Raw genomic sequence first — 16,017 nt, 5'->3', positions numbered from 1 at the left:
GGTGGGCCCCACCCGCGAGATCGGCCGCAACCCGAAATTCACGGTCACCGCCAGCACCCGGCGCCCCGGCACGGGCGCTGCCGGCCCGCTCTGACGCTCCTTGTGGGGCCGGAGGCCGCCGGTAACGTACCATTCTGAGATCAGCAGTGCTTGGCCGAAGACGTTTAGAGGTATCAGTGACTGAGATCCGAACACCCTCGCCGCGGCGCGGGACGAACCTTCCACGGATGGGGGATTTCAACCTCACAGTCATCCTGGACGCAATCCGGCGCGCCCCCGGCGGGCTGAGCCGGGTCGAGCTCGCGCAGATCGTGGGCCTCTCACCGCAGACCATTTCCAACATTTCCCGCCGCCTGCTGGACCAGAACCTGATCGTCGAGGCCGGCAAGGAAGGCACGGGCCCGGGCAAGCCCAGGACCATGCTCCGGCTGAACCCGGGCGGGATGTACGCCGTCGGAGTCCACCTGGATCCCGCCGTCCTGACCTTCGTCCTGCTGGACCTGGTGGGCGCCGTCGTGATGCATTCACGGATCAAGACCCCGTCCCGCCCCGAGCCGCAGTCCATCATCGCCACCATCGCCGCCGAGATCCTGCAACTCATCGAGGACTCCGGCGTGGACCGGGCCAAGGTCGCAGGCCTTGGCATCGCCTCGCCGGGCCCGATCGATCTCGAGGAAGGCGCGGTGGTGGACCCGCCGCTGCTGCCGGGGTGGGAACGCGTTCCACTGAGGGACGCCCTGGCCGAGGCCACCGGGCTGTCCACGCTGATGGACAAGGACGTCACCAGCGCAGCCGTCGCCGAAACCTGGGCCGGCGGTCCCAGCGGCGCGGGCAGCTTTGTGTTTATGTACATGGGCTCGGGGATCGGCTGCAGCATAGTCCTCAACGATGAAGTGGTCCGCGGCACATCCGGCAACGCCGGGGAAATCGGACATATCATCGTGGATCCCGACGGGCCCCCGTGTGACTGCGGCCAGCGCGGCTGCGTGAAATCCTCGGCCATCCCGCAGGTCCTGGTGGCACAGGCCGAGGCTGCCGGGGTCCTTGACAGCGCCTCCGAGGACCGCAGTGCCCCCGTGATCCAGGAGCGCTTCGCCGAACTCTGCGCCCTGGCCTACGGCGGGAACACCGTGGCGCTGGACATCATCCGGAAATCCGCCGTCCTGGTGGGGCGGGCCATCTCCGCGGTGACCAACGCCCTGGACGTGGACCGCGTCGTCTTTGGCGGGCCTTTCTGGTCATGCCTATCCCCGGCCTACCTGGAGCTTATCCCGGGGTTCATCGCGGAGGGCAGCGCCACCCGTAAGATCCACGGCATCGAAGTGGTAGGCACAGGCGTGGGCGAGGACGTGGGCGCCGTCGGGGCCGCGTGTCTGGTCCTTGAGCACACGCTGGCGCCCCGCTCGCAGCGCCTCCTGCTGGACGGCTAGCCCGGAACCTTCAGTCGATGTCCTCGATGACGGTGCCGAACGGAATGGTGTCGTCCAGGTGCGCCTGATGGTCGTGCGGGTGCACCACCACCCGGACGCCGTGCAACCGGTCCGCCGCCGACTGCATCAGGATCGGCCGGACAGTGTTGATGAGGCTCTCGCTCTTACCGGCGAGATACTCCTGGTAGCTGGCTGGAAGCTGGATCATGCCCCCAGAATAGACCTGCGCCGCGTCCAGGGGGAGGGGCCGTGGTGCCCTGGTTCCGGTGAGGCGCTGGCCATAAAAGCAGCCTTTCCAACGAAGAATCTTCTGCCGCATGCCGCCAACAGGCGTAAAGTCTCGTCTTAATTCGGCTGCCGGCTTGAATGCCGCCCCGGCGGCCCCTAAAGTCGTACACAAGTTACCGCGGTAACGTGTCAGCGATCCTCCGCTGCAGGCCCGCCCGACGGAACATTCCACGGGCAGCCAAGGAGGGTGTGGGTGCCCCCATGTGGGCCTGACATTTGCTCAMGGACAACTTCGTACCAGGCGTAACAGTCGCGGCTGCGCCCTGCTGAAGTTCCCTCCGTGTTCCCCAAACTCAACTCATTGGTGCCAGCAGGCCGCATCAGGCCCGGCAGGCACCAATGGCTCACAGCCAAGGACGCAAATGTCGCCACCAAGCCTCATTGACACCCATCCAAATCTTGCCGGCGCGGCCCCCGTCGCCCTGTCCTACGAACTGTTTCCGCCCCGCTCACCCGCGGCATCCAAATCGCTCTGGACCACCATCGGCGAACTCGAAGCCACCGGTCCTGACTACGTATCGGTCACGTACGGGGCGAGCGGCTCCAACCGGAACACCGCCGTCGAACTCATCAACCGGCTGGTGCAGGACACCACCCTGCGCCCCCTCGCGCATCTGACCTGCGTGGGCAACACCCCGCAGGAACTGGCCGACATCATCGGCGAACTCCTCGACGTCGGCGTCCGCGGCATCCTCGCCCTGCGCGGCGACCAGCCCAAGGACGGGGGAGTACCGGCCGAGGGATCCCTGCGATACGCCCAGGACCTGATCGAGCTCATCCGCCGGGTCGAACAACGCCGGTCAGCGCTGCTGTGCGCCGGGAAGGTCGCGGTGGGCGTGGCGGCGTACCCCACCCGCCATCCCGAATCGCCCAGTGAGGCCCACGACGTCGAGGTTCTGCTCGCCAAGCAGCGCTCCGGCGCCGACTTTGCCATCACCCAGGTCTTCTTTCACACCGAGCAATACGCGCAGCTGCTGTCCCGGGCACGCCGCGCCGGCGTGACCATCCCGATCATCCCCGGCGTGATGCCGCTGACCAGCATCCGCCGGCTCACCCGGCTGGGTGAACTGACCGGCGTCGAACCGGCACCCGAGCTGCTCGAACGGCTCGCCGCCGCGGACACCGACGCCGAACGGAACCGCATCGGGGTCAGCGCCACGGTGGACCTGGCCAACGCCGCCCTGGATGCCGGCGCGCCCGGCCTGCACCTCTACACCTTCAACGAGCACGCCAGTGCCCTCGACGTGCTGGACAAGCTGGCGTTGCCACGCCCGCACCGCGGCCACCAGCGCCCGTCCGCCCGCCGCCAGCTCGCCAGCTGAGCGGCAGCCCACACTTTCTTCCCACTGCACCACCCAACACTTAGGACTTCCCATGACTGATCAGAACACCGTTGTCCCCACCCCGTTCCCGGCCGCCTCGCTCCTCGGCTACCCGCGCATCGGACGCCGCCGCGAACTGAAGAAAGCCGTCGAGGCCTACTGGGCCGGCGCCATCGACGCCGCCGTCCTGGACGCCGCCGCAAAGGAGATCCAGCTCGGCACCGCCAAGCGCCTCCAGGACCTGGGCCTGGTGGAAGCCGCGGCTGTCCCCGGCACCTTCTCCTACTACGACCAGGTGCTCGACGCMGCCGCSCACCTCGGCGCCGTKCCSGCCCGCTTCGGRAACCTCCTCGACGCCGASGGCCAGCTSGACATCGACGGCTACTTCACCCTGGCCCGCGGCACCAAGGACCAGCAGCCGCTCGAAATGACCAAATGGTTCGACACCAACTACCACTACCTCGTCCCGGAAATCGGCCCCGAGACCAGCTTCGCGCTGACCTCCACCCGGATCGTGGACGAATTCGCCTACGCCCTCGCCAACGGGATCGAGACCCGCCCTTACATCGTCGGACCGGTCACCTTCCTGCTGCTGAGCAAGGCGTCGGACGACGCGCCGGCGGTCTTCAACCCGTTGTCCCGCCTGGAGGACGTCCTCCCCGTATACACGGCCCTGCTGGAGAAGCTCGCCGCGGCCGGAGCCAGCTGGGTCCAGCTCGACGAGCCCGCCCTTGTTGTGGACCAGGACACCCCGGCCGTCGAGATCCAGGCCGCCGTCGCCCGCTCCTACGAGGTCCTGACCGGCGCCGCGCACCGGCCGCAGCTCTTCGTTTCCACCCCGTACGGTGCACTGAACGGCCAGCTAGGCACCCTCGCCGCTACCGGCATCGACGCCCTGCACCTGGATGTCTTCAAGGGCGACGTTCCTTCCGCCGCCGCCCTGGCCGCGCTGGGCACCACCACCCTGGTGGCGGGCGTCGTGGACGGCCACAACATCTGGCGCAACGACCTCGCGGCCTCGGCGGCGAAAATCGCGGAACTGCAGAACTCGGTGTCCCGCCTCGCGATCAGCACCTCCACCAGCACCGCCCACGTCCCGCACGACGTCGAGGAGGAAGTCCAGCTCTCGGCGCAGCTGCGCAGCTGGCTCGCGTTCGCCGACCAGAAGGCCGTCGAAGTGGTGACCCTCGCCGGGCTGCTGAGTGACGCCGCGGCGGTCCAGCCTGCGATCGACGAGGCCACCCGCGTCATCGCCTCTCGCGCAGCCGCCGAGGGTGTCCGCCGGGACGAGGTCCGGGCCCGCACCGGAGCCCTGACCGACGCCGACTTCAGCCGTTCCGCCTACACCGTCCGCGAAGCCGCGCAGGCCGAGGCGCTGCACCTGCCGCCGCTGCCCACCACCACCATCGGGTCCTTCCCGCAGACCGCCGAGGTCCGTACTGCTAGGGCCCGCGCCAACCGCGGAGATCTCAGCACCGGGCAGTACGAGCAGCTGATGAAGGACGAAATTAAGCGCGTCGTGGAGCTGCAGGAAGAGCTCGGCTTCGACGTCCTGGTCCACGGCGAGCCGGAGCGCAACGACATGGTGCAGTACTTCGCCGAAAACCTCGAAGGCTTCGACGTCACAGTGCACGGCTGGGTCCAGTCCTACGGCTCACGCTGCACCCGTCCGTCCATCCTGTGGGGCGATGTCACCCGCAGCGCCCCGATCACGGTGGAATGGGCCAAGTACGCGCAGTCCCTGACCAACAAGCCGATGAAGGGCATGCTCACCGGCCCGGTCACCATCCTGGCCTGGTCCTTCGTCCGCGACGACCAGCCGCTCGGCGAGACAGCCAACCAGGTGGCGCTGGCCCTCCGCGACGAGATCGCCGACCTCGAGGCGGCCGGTATCAAGGTCATCCAGGTGGACGAGCCCGCCCTCCGCGAACTCCTGCCGCTGCGCAAGGCGGACCAGGCGGCGTACCTGGACTGGTCCGTGAAGTCGTTCCGCTTGGCCACGGCCGGCGCCGGCGACGCCACCCAGGTGCACACGCACCTGTGCTACTCCGAGTTCGGCGCCATCATCGACGCGATCGACGGCCTCGACGCCGACGTCACCTCGATCGAGGCCGCCCGCTCCCGCATGGAGGTAGTGCACGATCTCGAATCCCACGGCTTTGGCCGCGGCGTAGGCCCGGGCGTCTACGACATCCACTCGCCCCGCGTCCCCGGCGAGCAGGAAGTCACCGACCTGCTCAGCACCGCCGTCAAGCACGTTCCGTCGCGCCAGCTCTGGGTCAACCCGGACTGCGGCCTGAAGACCCGCGGTTACGCCGAGACGGAGGAGTCGCTGCGCAACCTGGTCGAGGCCACCAAGGTGGTCCGCGCAGGATTGCTGGAAGCGGCCAAGTAACACCAGGGTCCGCTCCAAAGCCCGTCTCACCAATCGACGGCACCAAACGGCGCCGGCCGGCCTCCCGCAGGGTGACCGGCCGGCGTCGTCCGTTTCAGTCATCGATTGCTGAGTAGGCGCCGTTCTGAGGGGTCAAAAGGGCATCCTCGGAGCAATCGATTCAGGATTCCCAGAGGATCTCGTCATCGACGACGCCGTCCTCGTCCGCCGAAGCGACCAGGATCTCGTCCGTAAAGTGCGCGCCGAGCGTGAAGTCCAGCACGAAGTACCGTTCCGGCTGGCCCGGGTAGATGCCCACGTGGCCGAGTTTGAGGGCCTTCAGGAAGACCTGGTTGGTCAGCTGCGACTTCTCCTCGACGCCGAACACCTGCTTGAGGTGTTCGGGCTTGAGCGCGTTGCAATGGAAAGTCCAGCTCGAGGGGCTGGCCGGCCAGTTCGTGTCTAGCGGCGAAGTTGTGGTCACGCCCGTGGTTGAGCTCGATCTCCCCAAAGTGCCGGCTCGCTACCTTGCTCATGTCTTCAACATAGTCCTCAAAAGTGGTCCGTTCCAGCACCGCCCGGCATTTATCCGATACCGGCGGCGGAGTCCGGCGGGGGACCGGTACATTGATCGGATGCAAACTGTTGCCGCCGCCGTCGCCCGTGCCCGCGCCGTTTTCGACGGCGGAACCACCCGCCCGCAGGCGTGGCGGCTGGAGCAGCTCCGCAACCTGCGGCGGATGCTCACCGAGCGGCGGGGCGAGTTCGCCGCCGCCCTGGCCGCTGACCTGGGCAAGCACGGAACCGAGGCGCAGCTGACGGAAATCGGGTTCGTCACCGCGGAAGCGTCGCACCTCGAAAAGCACCTGGAAGCCTGGCTCCGGCCGCGCCCGGTTCCCGTTCCGCTGGCCGTCCAGCCGGCGAAAGCCTGGACCGAGCTCACTCCGCTGGGTGTGGTCCTGGTGATCGGGCCCTGGAACTACCCGCTGCAGTTGCTGCTCGCCCCGCTGGCCGGCGCCCTCGCGGCCGGCAACACCGCGGTGCTCAAGCCCAGCGAGCATGCCCCCGCCACCTCAGCGGCGCTGGCGCGCTGGATTCCGGACTACCTGCCCGGCGCGGCCGAGGTGGTCGAAGGCGGCATCCCCGAGGCGACCGCGCTGCTGGCTGAGCAGTTCGACCACATCTTCTTCACCGGCGGCGAAGCGGCCGCCAAGGTGGTGCTGCGGGCTGCGGCCGAACACCTGACGCCGGTCACCCTGGAGCTCGGCGGCAAGTCCCCGGCCTACGTCGACGCGACCACGGACCTGGCCAAGGCGGCCAAGCGGATTGCCTGGGGCCGGTTCATGAACGCCGGGCAGACCTGTGTGGCGCCGGACTACGTCCTGGCCGCRGAGGACGTCCTTGAGCCCCTGGAAGCCGAACTGGTCAAGGCCATCACCGCGCTGTTCGGGACGGACGCGGCGGCCAGCGGCTCCTACGGCCGGATCATCAACCGCCGGCACTTCGACCGGATCGCCGCGCTCGCGGACACCAGCACCGTGGTGCACGGAGGGGGCCGGGACGCGGCGAGCCGGTACTTCGAGCCGACGCTGCTGCGCCCGGCGCYGGGGGACGCCGTGATGGGGGAGGAGATCTTCGGCCCGCTGCTGCCGCTGGTCCCGGTCAACGGGCGGGACGATGCGATCCGGACCATCAACGCCGGTCCCAAGCCGCTGGCCCTCTACGTGTTCAGCGACGACGCCGACACCCGGCGGGCGTTCGCCGGGCAGACCTCCTCGGGGGCGCTGTGCTTCGACGTGCCTGCCGCGCACCTGATGGTGCCGGGCCTGCCGTTCGGCGGGGTGGGCGGCAGCGGGATGGGCGCCTACCACGGGGAGCACTCCCTGCGGACCTTCTCCCACGAGCGAGCCACGCTGTCCAAACCCACGCGGCCGGACACCCTGGAACTGATCTACCCGCCGTACACCACGCTCAAGGACCGGATCATCAGCACCCTGGTGGCTCCGGCCGGGAAGACGGCGGGCCAAGCGACCGGGAAAGCAGCCTGGAAGCGCGCGAAGAAGCGCCGGACCCCCTAGCCGTCACTCCCGGCGCGTGGTTCCCAGCTTGTGCAGCGTGTCCGAGAGCAGCTCCACGAACAGCTGGACCTGGGCCGTCTGCTGCTCCTTGGGAAGCAGGGCAAAAACGTTGCGGGCCAGCCGGATCTCGGGGACGTCCAGCACCACCACCCCGGCCGGCCGGTGCAGCAGGGCCAGTTCCGGAACCAGGGCCGCGCCCAGGCCGGCCGCCGCCATTTCCAGGCTGGCGTGGAAGTCGTCGCTGTACGCCACCACACGCGGGTGCAGGTTGCAGCTGGCGAACAGGCGTTCAATGACCGTGGCGTCGGACGTCCCGGGGTGGTGCATGATCCACGGCATGTCGGACAGGTGGTCGGCCGCAACCTTGGATCCGGGACCGATGCCCCAGGCCGCCGGCAGCACCACCCGGAAGTCGTCGTCACCAATCCACTGCCGGTTGACCGTATGCGGCCACGCCAGCCCGGACTGGCCCACCTGATAGACCAGGGCGACGTCGAGTTCGCCGCCGGTCCGCAGGCCCTGGATGGTCTGGCCCGGCTCGGCCACGGACACCCGCAGCTCGATCCCCAGTTTCTTCCAGTCAGGATTCTGCAGGATGCGGGGGAGCACATAGGTGGCAAGGCTCGGGAAGATGCCCAGCCGGAGCTCCTGGCTGGCGCTGTCACTGGTCCGGGCGGCCGCGGCCATCAGCGCGTCAATGTCCGTCAGGACCTTGGACGCGTGCCGGGTCATTACGACGGCGGCTTCCGTGGGATGGATGCTGCGGGCCGAGCGCTGGAACAAATCCACCCCGGTGTCCCGCTCCAGCGCCGACATCTGCTGCGACACCGCCGACGCCGTGTAACCCAGCCTGGTGGCGGCCGCGGCGAAGGAGCCCAGCCGGACCACTTCCACCAGCGTTCGGAGGTGCACGGGGTTGATCACGGACTGCCCTTCAGTGGTTACGGTGAGCCGGGACCGAAATCCCGCTTCATTCTGGCACATTGGACTGCAGGCAGCCGCTGGGAATTCGGACTCATCCGGCCGCCCCGCAGTTACGAATTGCCCTGTAGACGGTCCATGAGGACAATTCAGGCGAGGCAACAGGAGCAGATCAGTGCAGCAAGAAGCGAGTATTCCGAACGGGCGGCGCATTGCCGTGATCGGCAGCGGAGTGGCAGGGCTGACCGCCGCTTACGTCCTTAACCGTCGGGACCACGTCACCGTGTTCGAAGCTGATGCCCGTCTGGGCGGCCACGCCCACACCCACGACGTCGCCCAGGCTGACGGCCCCACCTTGGGTATCGACACCGGGTTTATCGTCCACAACAACCGGACCTACCCCACGTTGCTGCGGCTTTTCAAGGAACTGGGCGTGCAGACCCAGGACTCGGAGATGAGCATGTCCATCCGCTGCGACGGCTGCGGCCTGGAATACGCCGGCGCCCGGGCAGGAGCACGCGGCATCATCCCGCAGCTGTCCACCCTGCTGCGCGGGCGCTACCTGCTGATGCTCCTGGAAGTCACGCGTTTCTACCGCCGGGCCCGCGCGCTCCTGAACGAGGACACCACCCCGGGCGCATCCGAGCTGACCCTTGGCGAGTTCCTGGACCGGGAGAAATTCAGCAGCTACTTCATCGTGCACTTCATGACCCCGGTGGTCAGCGCGGTCTGGTCCTGCGACCCCGTCACCGCCCTGGCCTACCCGGCCCGCTACCTCTTCACCTTCCTCGGCCACCACGGCCTGCTGGGCGTCAAGGGCTCCCCGCAGTGGCGCACGGTCACTGGCGGATCCCGCAGCTACGTGGACAAGATCGCCGCGGCGCTGCCCGACGTCCGGCTCTCCAGCCCTGTCACCCGCGTCCGCCGCCACGACGGCGGGGTAGACGTGACCACCACCGGCTCCGCGGGCGGCCAGGAGAGCACCGAGACCTTTGACGCCGTCGTCATCGCCACCCACCCGGCGCAGGCCCTGCGGATGCTTGAGGACGCCACGCCCGCCGAGCGGGAGGCCCTCGCCGGCATGCCGTACTCGGTCAACCACACCGTCTTCCACCGCGACGACGCCGTCCTGCCCGCCAGTGACAACGCCAAGGCGTCCTGGAACTACCGGCTCCCCTCCTGCGACGCCCGCCCCGACCGCGTGCTGGTCAGCTACGACATGACCCGGCTGCAGCGGCTCGAGCCCGCCGACGGGAAGCGCTACATCGTCAGCCTCGGCGAATCCGAGCTGATCGGGGATGGCGCCGTCCTGGAGACGATGACCTACGAACACCCGCAGTACACGCCGGACTCCGTGCGTGCCCAGCAGCAGATCCTCAGCCTCGGCGACGGGAGCCTCGCGTTCGCCGGCGCCTACCACGGCTGGGGTTTCCACGAGGACGGGGCGCTCTCCGGAGTCCACGCCGCCGCGAAGCTGGGACGCGAKTGGGAAGACGCGGGCGCGCCGGAGCTGCAGGTCGCAGCCCTGGAGGGCGCATGAGCACCCGCGCGGCCATCTACCGCACCTCCATAGCGCACGTGCGGCGCACCCCGCTGCGCAACGCCTTCACCTACCGCAGCTACAGCTGGTACGTCGACGTCGACGCCCTCCCGGCCCTGCCGCGCTGGCTGGCGCCACTGGCCGGCTTCTCCGCGGCCGACCACCTCGGTGACCCCAACGGAACGCTGCGCGGAAACGTTGAGCGCTACCTCGCCACCCAGGGCATCGTGCTCGACGGCGGCCGCATCACCATGCTGGCCAGCGCACGCGTCCTCGGCCATGTGTTCAACCCGCTCAGCCTGTTCTGGTGCCACGACGCGGCCGGAAAGCTGCGCTGCGTCGTCGCCGAAGTCCACAACACGTACGGTGAACGGCACTGCTACCTGCTGGAGACGGACGACGCCGGCCGGGCCACCGTGCCCAAGACGTTCTACGTCTCGCCGTTCAACGACGTCGAAGGGCAGTACCGGATGAAGCTGCCCGAACCTTCGGATCGGCTCTCCGTCTCGATCGTGCTGGAACGGGAGGGCCAGAAACCTTTCGTTGCCACCATGGACGGCGCCCGCAGCGAAGCCACCGTGCCGAACATCCTGGCCGCGGCGCTCGCCGTCCCGCTGGCCCCGCTGCGCGTTGCAGCGCAGATCCGCTGGCAGGGAATCAAGCTTTGGGCACGTCGGTTGCCCATCATCAAACGACCACACCACCCCTCACAGGAGGCAGTCCAGTGACTATGACCGAAGCGACCGGACCCCGCCCATCGGCGCAGACCCCGGCGCAGACCACCCCGGCGGCCCTGGACCAGGTGCCGTCGACCCCGGCGGACCTCCAGCGGCCAGTTCCCTACACGGTTCCGCAGGCTCCCGCGACCATCGACGCCGCGATCTGGCCGAGCATCGCCGTCGTACCCTCCAGTCTCAAGGCCCGCGTTGCGGGCAAGGCTGCGGACGCGATTTTCCGCGCCGCGGTACGCCGCCTGCCGCTGGAGGTGCGCTACCCGGACGGCACCGTCCTGGGCACGGCCGGAGAGGGGTTCCCGGTCATGACGATGAACCGGCCGGAGGCCTTCGCCGCCCGGCTCGGCGACGGCGGCCTGATCGGGCTTGGCGAGTCCTACATGGCCGGTGACTGGGATGCCGATGACCTAACGGCTGTGATGGAGGTCTTCGCCGCCCGGGTGGGCACCCTGGTACCGGAGCCGCTGCAGAAACTGCGGGGCCTCTACCTGCCCCGCACCCCCCGGACCGAGCGGAACACGGAGCAGAACACCCGCTCCAACATCTCCCGCCATTACGACCTCTCCAACGACCTCTTCGCGACCTTCCTCGACAGCACCATGACGTACTCCAGCGCGCTGTTCCCGGAGAGCGGCGACGCGCTGCGGACCGTGGCGTGGGACGGGCTGGCCGGTGCGCAGCAGGCCAAGATCGACCGGCTGCTGGACAAGGCCGGAGTCACGGAGGGCACCCGGGTCCTGGAAATCGGCACCGGCTGGGGCGAGCTCGCCCTCCGGGCCGCCGCCCGCGGAGCGACCGTCTACTCCGTCACCCTCTCCAGCGAGCAGCAGGAACTCGCACGCCAGCGGGTGGCCGAGGCCGGCTACGCCGACGCCGTTACGATCGAACTCAAGGATTACCGCGCCGTCGAGGGCGAGTTCGACGCCGTCGTCTCGGTCGAGATGATCGAGGCCGTCGGCTATGAGTACTGGGCCACCTACTTCCAGACCATCGAACGTGTGCTGGCCCCCGGCGGGAAGGTCGCCATCCAGGCCATCACCATCGGCCACGACCGGCTGATCGCCACCCGGACCAGCTACACCTGGGTGCACAAATACATCTTCCCGGGCGGCGTCATCCCGTCCGTGCGGGCCATCGAGGAAGTCACCGAAAAGCAGACCGGCCTCCGGGTCCGTGAACGCCTCGCCATGGGCGAGCACTACGCCCAGACACTCCGGCTCTGGGAAGAGCGTTTTATGGCCCGGGCCGAAGACGTCCGGGCGCTCGGCTTCGACGCCGTCTTCCAGCGTATGTGGCTCTTCTACCTGTGCTACTCCCGCGCCGGATTTGAGACCGGCTACCTCAATGTCCAGCAGATCGTCCTGGACAAGGTGGCCGCCAAGCCCGCGGCGCGCGCCTCCGTTGCCGGTACCGGCGATCGGAACGCCAAGTGACGGCCGCTCTCGCGACCACCATCGCCGAGGTCCTGCGCCCGGTGGTCGGCGGCGAACTCCCGGTGCGCCTGGTGGCTTGGGACGGAAGCGAAGCCGGACCCTCCGGCGCCCCGGTGGTCCGGCTCAACTCGCCGGACGCCGTCCGGCGGCTGCTCTGGGCACCGGGTGAGCTGGGCGCTGCCCAGGCCTACGTCACCGGCGAGCTGGACGTCGACGGCGACCTCAATGCCGCGCTCGAACACCTCTGGAAGGTGGTCCGCGACCGCGGACTCACCGGGATCCGCCCCACCCCCGGCGTGCTTGCCGGCGTGGGACGGATCGCCAAGGCCGCCGGTGCCCTGGGCGCGCCGCCCGCGCCGCCCGCGAGCCAGGCCCAGGTGAAGGGGCGCCTGCACAGCCTGATCCGCGACCGCGCCGCCATCAGCCACCACTACGACCTCAGCAACGATTTCTACGCGCTGATCCTCGATCCGCAGATGGCCTACTCCAGTGGCTACTGGACGGATTCGTCCGACGGGTACGGGCTGGAGGATGCCCAGCGGGACAAGCTGGACCTGGTGTGCCGCAAGATCGGTCTGCGGCCCGGGATGCGGCTGCTCGACGTCGGCTGCGGCTGGGGTTCGCTGAGCCTGCACGCCGCCCGGCACTACGGAGTCGACGTCGTAGGCGTCACCCTCTCGGTCGAACAGAAGGCGTTCATCGACGCCCGGATCAAAGACCTCGGCCTGGACGGCAGCGGGGCCGGCGGCAGCGTGGAGATCCGGGTCCAGKACTACCGCGAGATCCCCGACGGGCCCTTCGACGCCGTGGCCTCACTGGAAATGGGGGAGCACGTCGGACAGCGGAACTACCCCGTGTACGCCTCCGCCCTGTTCAACAACGTGGTCCCGGGCGGCCGCGTCCTTGTGCAGCAGATGTCCCGGCGCGGCAAGCATCCGGGCGGCGGGCCGTTCATTGAATCGTTCATCGCCCCGGACATGCACATGCGGCCGGTGGGGGAGACGCTTGGCTTCCTGGAGGATGCCGGTTTCGAGGTGGAGGGAGTCCAGGCGATGCGCCGGGACTACGTTCGGACCCTGGAGGCCTGGTACGCGCGGTTCGAGGAGAACCACGGCGCGGCGGTGGAGATGATGGGCGCTGAAATCGCCCGGGTCTGGCGGCTTTACCTGGTGGGCGCGCTGCGCAGCTTCGCCGAGGGGCGGATGGGCGTCGAGCAGATCCTCTGCAGCCGCCCCGGATAGGGCCGGTTCAGCCGGTGAAGGATTTGCCCAGGACGGACGCGAACTTCCCGGGCACCTGCTTCGTGCCGCTGCAGCTGTTCGAAGCGTTGCTGCCGGGTTCGGGCTGGCTGCTGGCAGTGCACGCCTTATCCCGGTTGAGGGACCACATGGAAATCCGTCCCATGCCCCGCTCCGCGGCGTAACTGTTGAGGCCGGCCGCATCCGCCAGGGTGAAGGTCTGCCCTTTGACGTCGTTGGTGCCGATCATGGGGGTGAGGCCCATCCTGCGCCACACGGCCGCCGTGTCCAGTGGCTTCCCGGCGCGCTCATAGAGGGCAGTGAGCGTCTGGTGGGTGGACTCGGYCGCCATCGTCGCGGCGTTCAGCATGGTCTTGCCCGGGTCCAGGGGTTCGAAGTCCATCACCATAATGTTCACGCCGGCAAGATCCACGCCGGCGTCGAGCATAGCGGTGATGGATTTTTCGCCGTCGGGGGTGAGCCCATCCAGGGAGACGGGAAGGGTCAGCCACACCTTGAGCGGGTTGCGGTTGGGACGGGCGGCCTGCAATTTTGCGGCGGCAGCGGCGCGCCGTTCGGCAGCGGCACGGTCGGCGAGGCCCGTGCCTTCGACGTCGAAGTCCACGGTGTCGAGGCCGTACCGCGAGATGACCTTCGTGTAGGCCTTCACCAGCGCCGCGGTGTCAGTGCACGTCCCGGACAGTTCCTTGCCGAGCTGGCCGCCGAAAGAGACGGCAACGTCGTTGCCTGCCGCCCGGTAGGGATCGACTTGGGCGTCAACATCCAGCCGTCCGCCCGCCTCGTCAAGGGTGTGGGTGCCGTCCCACGTCGGCTCGCACGGCTTTTGCGGGTGGGCGCTGATGAAGGACAGGACCGTGGTGACGGAACCTTGCTTCGGCAGGTCCTGCAGCCGCAGGCCCGGCGTCAGCGTGACATCGATGTAGCCGCCAAACCACTGGCCGTTCGGTGAGGTCCTGCTCACCCCTTCCTCCTGACCGTAGTTGCCCGGCGGCGTGGAGGTGCAGCCGGCGCTGGCCATCACGACGGCCAGCGCCGCCACAGTGGTGGCCCATCGGCGGGGTGCGGGCACTTTTCGGGGTCGCATTAGTGCCCATTATGTCCGCCGGCCAGGGCGGCCGCCATGGGGGAATTGTTTCCCGCCCGCCGGGCCGGCGTTCACAGATGCGCCAACCGGTCCGCGGGAACGGGCGCGGGTGCCAGTGCGGCTGCGGTGGCGGGCGCCGCCGGCATCAGCGYGCTGTTGGTGCGCTCCGGTTTGTACCAGCCGACGGCGGTGCCCCGCAGTGCCAGGAGAGCCGAGCCGAACACCACGTACGCACGGAGGGGTTCGTAGATGAGCCGGTAGATGGGCACTACGAGCAGGTGCATGGGGCTCTCGCGGACCATTAGGACCGCCACGATCGAGATGAGCATGTGGGTGCCGGCTACGAAGGCCGAGAACCATGCGACGGCCTGCCATTCGCCGTGGATCAGGCTGTTGACTGCGACGATCACCGTCAGGGGCATAAAGATCAGGGGGACCACCACGGAAATCAGGGCGTACGGCATGGTCAGCAGGCCGAGCGCGCCGAAGCGCGGGTTGAAGAGCATCGACCGGTGCTTGTACAGGGTCTGGATGTTGCCGTAGGTCCAGCGGAGCCGCTGCTTGAACAACCCCTTCATGGTCATGGGTGCCTCGGTCCAGGCGATAGCGGAATTCTCCTGGACAATGCTGTATCCCAGTTGCTGAAGTGACAGGGTCAGGTCGGCGTCCTCAGCCAGTGTGTCGTGGGAGTAGCCGCCGGCCTCCAGGAGTGCCTCGCGCCGCCACGCGGCGCACGCGCCCGGGACAATGGAGATCGCGCCCATCAGTCCCTCAGCCATCCGGGTGACGCAGATGCCGGACAGGTATTCGAGGCTCTGCCAGGCGGTCAGGAGGTTGCGGCGGTTTCCGACCTTGACGTGCCCGGCCACGGCGCCCACAATCTTCCCGTGCCGAGGTGCCAGGAAATGCCGGGCGAACATCTTGATGGTCTGGGGCTCAAAGAGGGTATCGCCGTCCAGGGTCACCACAATGTCGCCCCTTGACTGGGCAATCCCGTGGTTGCTCGCTGCCGACTTTCCACCGTTGGGCTGGTCAATAACCCGCAGTTGGGGCCAGGTCTCTGCGTATTCGGAAAGCACGGCAAGGGTGCTGTCCGTGGAGCCGTCATTGATCGCCACCACTTCCAGGCGCGGGTAGTCGCTGGCTTTCAGGGCATCCAGGGTTTTGGACACCACTAGTTCTTCGTTGAAGACCGGAAGGACCACGCTTACGAACGGCCAGTCCTCGTCCTTGACGTCGGCCCATCGGCGCTTCTTCTGGCGGTTGTTGCTGATGACCGCCAGCACCACGTACAGGAAGGTCAGGATGGTCAGGGAACCGATGCCGAACCAGAACAGCCAGGTCAGCACTACGTTAGGGGTGACCAGATACGACGTCATTGCGGCGAGGGTGGCGTCGTCTGCGACCGATCCCTTAACGCCGGTCTGGGGAACGTACTCGGCCGGCAGGATGGGCTGGACCGTCGTGAAGGTGTAGCCCTGGGCTTTGGCCATGGGAATAAACGTCTTCAGCATTTCAATAGTTGCACTGCGATCGCCGCCGCCGTCATGCACC

General features: G+C 68.2%; 12 protein-coding genes and 1 pseudogene. 8 read left to right on the top strand and 5 right to left on the bottom strand.

The window, feature by feature from the left end; genetic code table 11:
• Nucleotides 1-227 precede the first annotated feature (227 nt).
• Nucleotides 228-1,430, top strand: coding sequence for an ROK family transcriptional regulator (locus AC1DHD_RS09885; protein ID WP_476879545.1), 1,203 nt, complete (start codon nt 228-230; stop codon nt 1,428-1,430).
• A 10-nt stretch (nt 1,431-1,440) separates the two neighbouring features.
• Here AC1DHD_RS09885 and AC1DHD_RS09880 read toward each other — a convergent pair whose 3' ends face one another.
• Nucleotides 1,441-1,638, bottom strand: coding sequence for a hypothetical protein (locus AC1DHD_RS09880; protein WP_476879544.1), 198 nt, complete (start codon nt 1,636-1,638; stop codon nt 1,441-1,443).
• A 442-nt stretch (nt 1,639-2,080) separates the two neighbouring features.
• Here AC1DHD_RS09880 and AC1DHD_RS09875 point away from each other — a divergent pair, with 442 nt between their 5' ends.
• Both AC1DHD_RS09875 and metE read left to right on the top strand, forming a co-directional pair.
• The gene (locus tag AC1DHD_RS09875) at nt 2,081-3,040 is read left to right on the top strand and encodes a methylenetetrahydrofolate reductase (protein WP_476879543.1); all 960 of its coding nucleotides are present in this window, start codon (nt 2,081-2,083) and stop codon (nt 3,038-3,040) included.
• 52 nt (nt 3,041-3,092) lie between these two features.
• A complete protein-coding gene (metE, locus tag AC1DHD_RS09870; protein WP_476879542.1) occupies nt 3,093-5,435 on the top strand; it encodes a 5-methyltetrahydropteroyltriglutamate--homocysteine S-methyltransferase in 2,343 nt (780 codons plus the stop codon).
• 160 nt (nt 5,436-5,595) lie between these two features.
• Here metE and AC1DHD_RS09865 read toward each other — a convergent pair.
• Nucleotides 5,596-5,950, bottom strand: a pseudogene (locus AC1DHD_RS09865) (DUF2004 domain-containing protein).
• Between the two features lie 99 nt (nt 5,951-6,049).
• On the opposite strand from AC1DHD_RS09865, the gene AC1DHD_RS09860 reads away from it, so the two are divergent.
• Complete coding sequence (locus AC1DHD_RS09860) at nt 6,050-7,492, top strand: aldehyde dehydrogenase family protein (protein ID WP_476879541.1); 1,443 nt, start codon at nt 6,050-6,052, stop codon at nt 7,490-7,492.
• A gap of 3 nt (nt 7,493-7,495) precedes the next feature.
• Here AC1DHD_RS09860 and AC1DHD_RS09855 read toward each other — a convergent pair whose 3' ends face one another.
• The gene (locus AC1DHD_RS09855) at nt 7,496-8,416 is read right to left on the bottom strand and encodes a LysR family transcriptional regulator (protein ID WP_476879540.1); all 921 of its coding nucleotides are present in this window, start codon (nt 8,414-8,416) and stop codon (nt 7,496-7,498) included.
• Nucleotides 8,417-8,588: 172 nt separating this feature from the next.
• Here AC1DHD_RS09855 and AC1DHD_RS09850 point away from each other — a divergent pair, with 172 nt between their 5' ends.
• From AC1DHD_RS09850 to AC1DHD_RS09835, 4 genes are read left to right on the top strand one after another with little or no spacing between them, the layout of a single operon-like run.
• The gene (locus tag AC1DHD_RS09850; RefSeq protein ID WP_476879539.1) at nt 8,589-9,953 is read left to right on the top strand and encodes an NAD(P)/FAD-dependent oxidoreductase; all 1,365 of its coding nucleotides are present in this window, start codon (nt 8,589-8,591) and stop codon (nt 9,951-9,953) included.
• Nucleotides 9,950-10,681 carry a DUF1365 domain-containing protein gene (locus AC1DHD_RS09845; protein ID WP_476879538.1) on the top strand — a complete coding sequence of 244 codons (732 nt, stop codon included), beginning with the start codon at nt 9,950-9,952 and terminating at the stop codon, nt 10,679-10,681. Before AC1DHD_RS09850 ends, AC1DHD_RS09845 begins: the two co-directional genes overlap by 4 nt.
• The gene (locus tag AC1DHD_RS09840) at nt 10,678-12,120 is read left to right on the top strand and encodes a class I SAM-dependent methyltransferase (RefSeq protein WP_476879537.1); all 1,443 of its coding nucleotides are present in this window, start codon (nt 10,678-10,680) and stop codon (nt 12,118-12,120) included. The genes AC1DHD_RS09845 and AC1DHD_RS09840 overlap by 4 nt, the downstream gene beginning before the upstream one ends.
• Nucleotides 12,117-13,361 carry a class I SAM-dependent methyltransferase gene (locus AC1DHD_RS09835; RefSeq protein ID WP_476879536.1) on the top strand — a complete coding sequence of 415 codons (1,245 nt, stop codon included), beginning with the start codon at nt 12,117-12,119 and terminating at the stop codon, nt 13,359-13,361. Before AC1DHD_RS09840 ends, AC1DHD_RS09835 begins: the two co-directional genes overlap by 4 nt.
• 7 nt (nt 13,362-13,368) lie before the next feature.
• Here AC1DHD_RS09835 and AC1DHD_RS09830 read toward each other — a convergent pair whose 3' ends face one another.
• The gene (locus AC1DHD_RS09830; protein ID WP_476879535.1) at nt 13,369-14,463 is read right to left on the bottom strand and encodes a chitinase; all 1,095 of its coding nucleotides are present in this window, start codon (nt 14,461-14,463) and stop codon (nt 13,369-13,371) included.
• A 71-nt stretch (nt 14,464-14,534) separates the two neighbouring features.
• Nucleotides 14,535-16,017 (bottom strand): glycosyltransferase family 2 protein (locus AC1DHD_RS09825; protein ID WP_476879534.1); only part of this gene is annotated, 1,483 nt, incomplete at its 5' end.

This window comes from Arthrobacter sp. 05L45_2 (assembly GCF_056397525.1).
The sequence above is the reverse complement of the archived record's forward strand: the minus strand, read 5'-3'. Positions and strand labels throughout refer to the sequence as shown.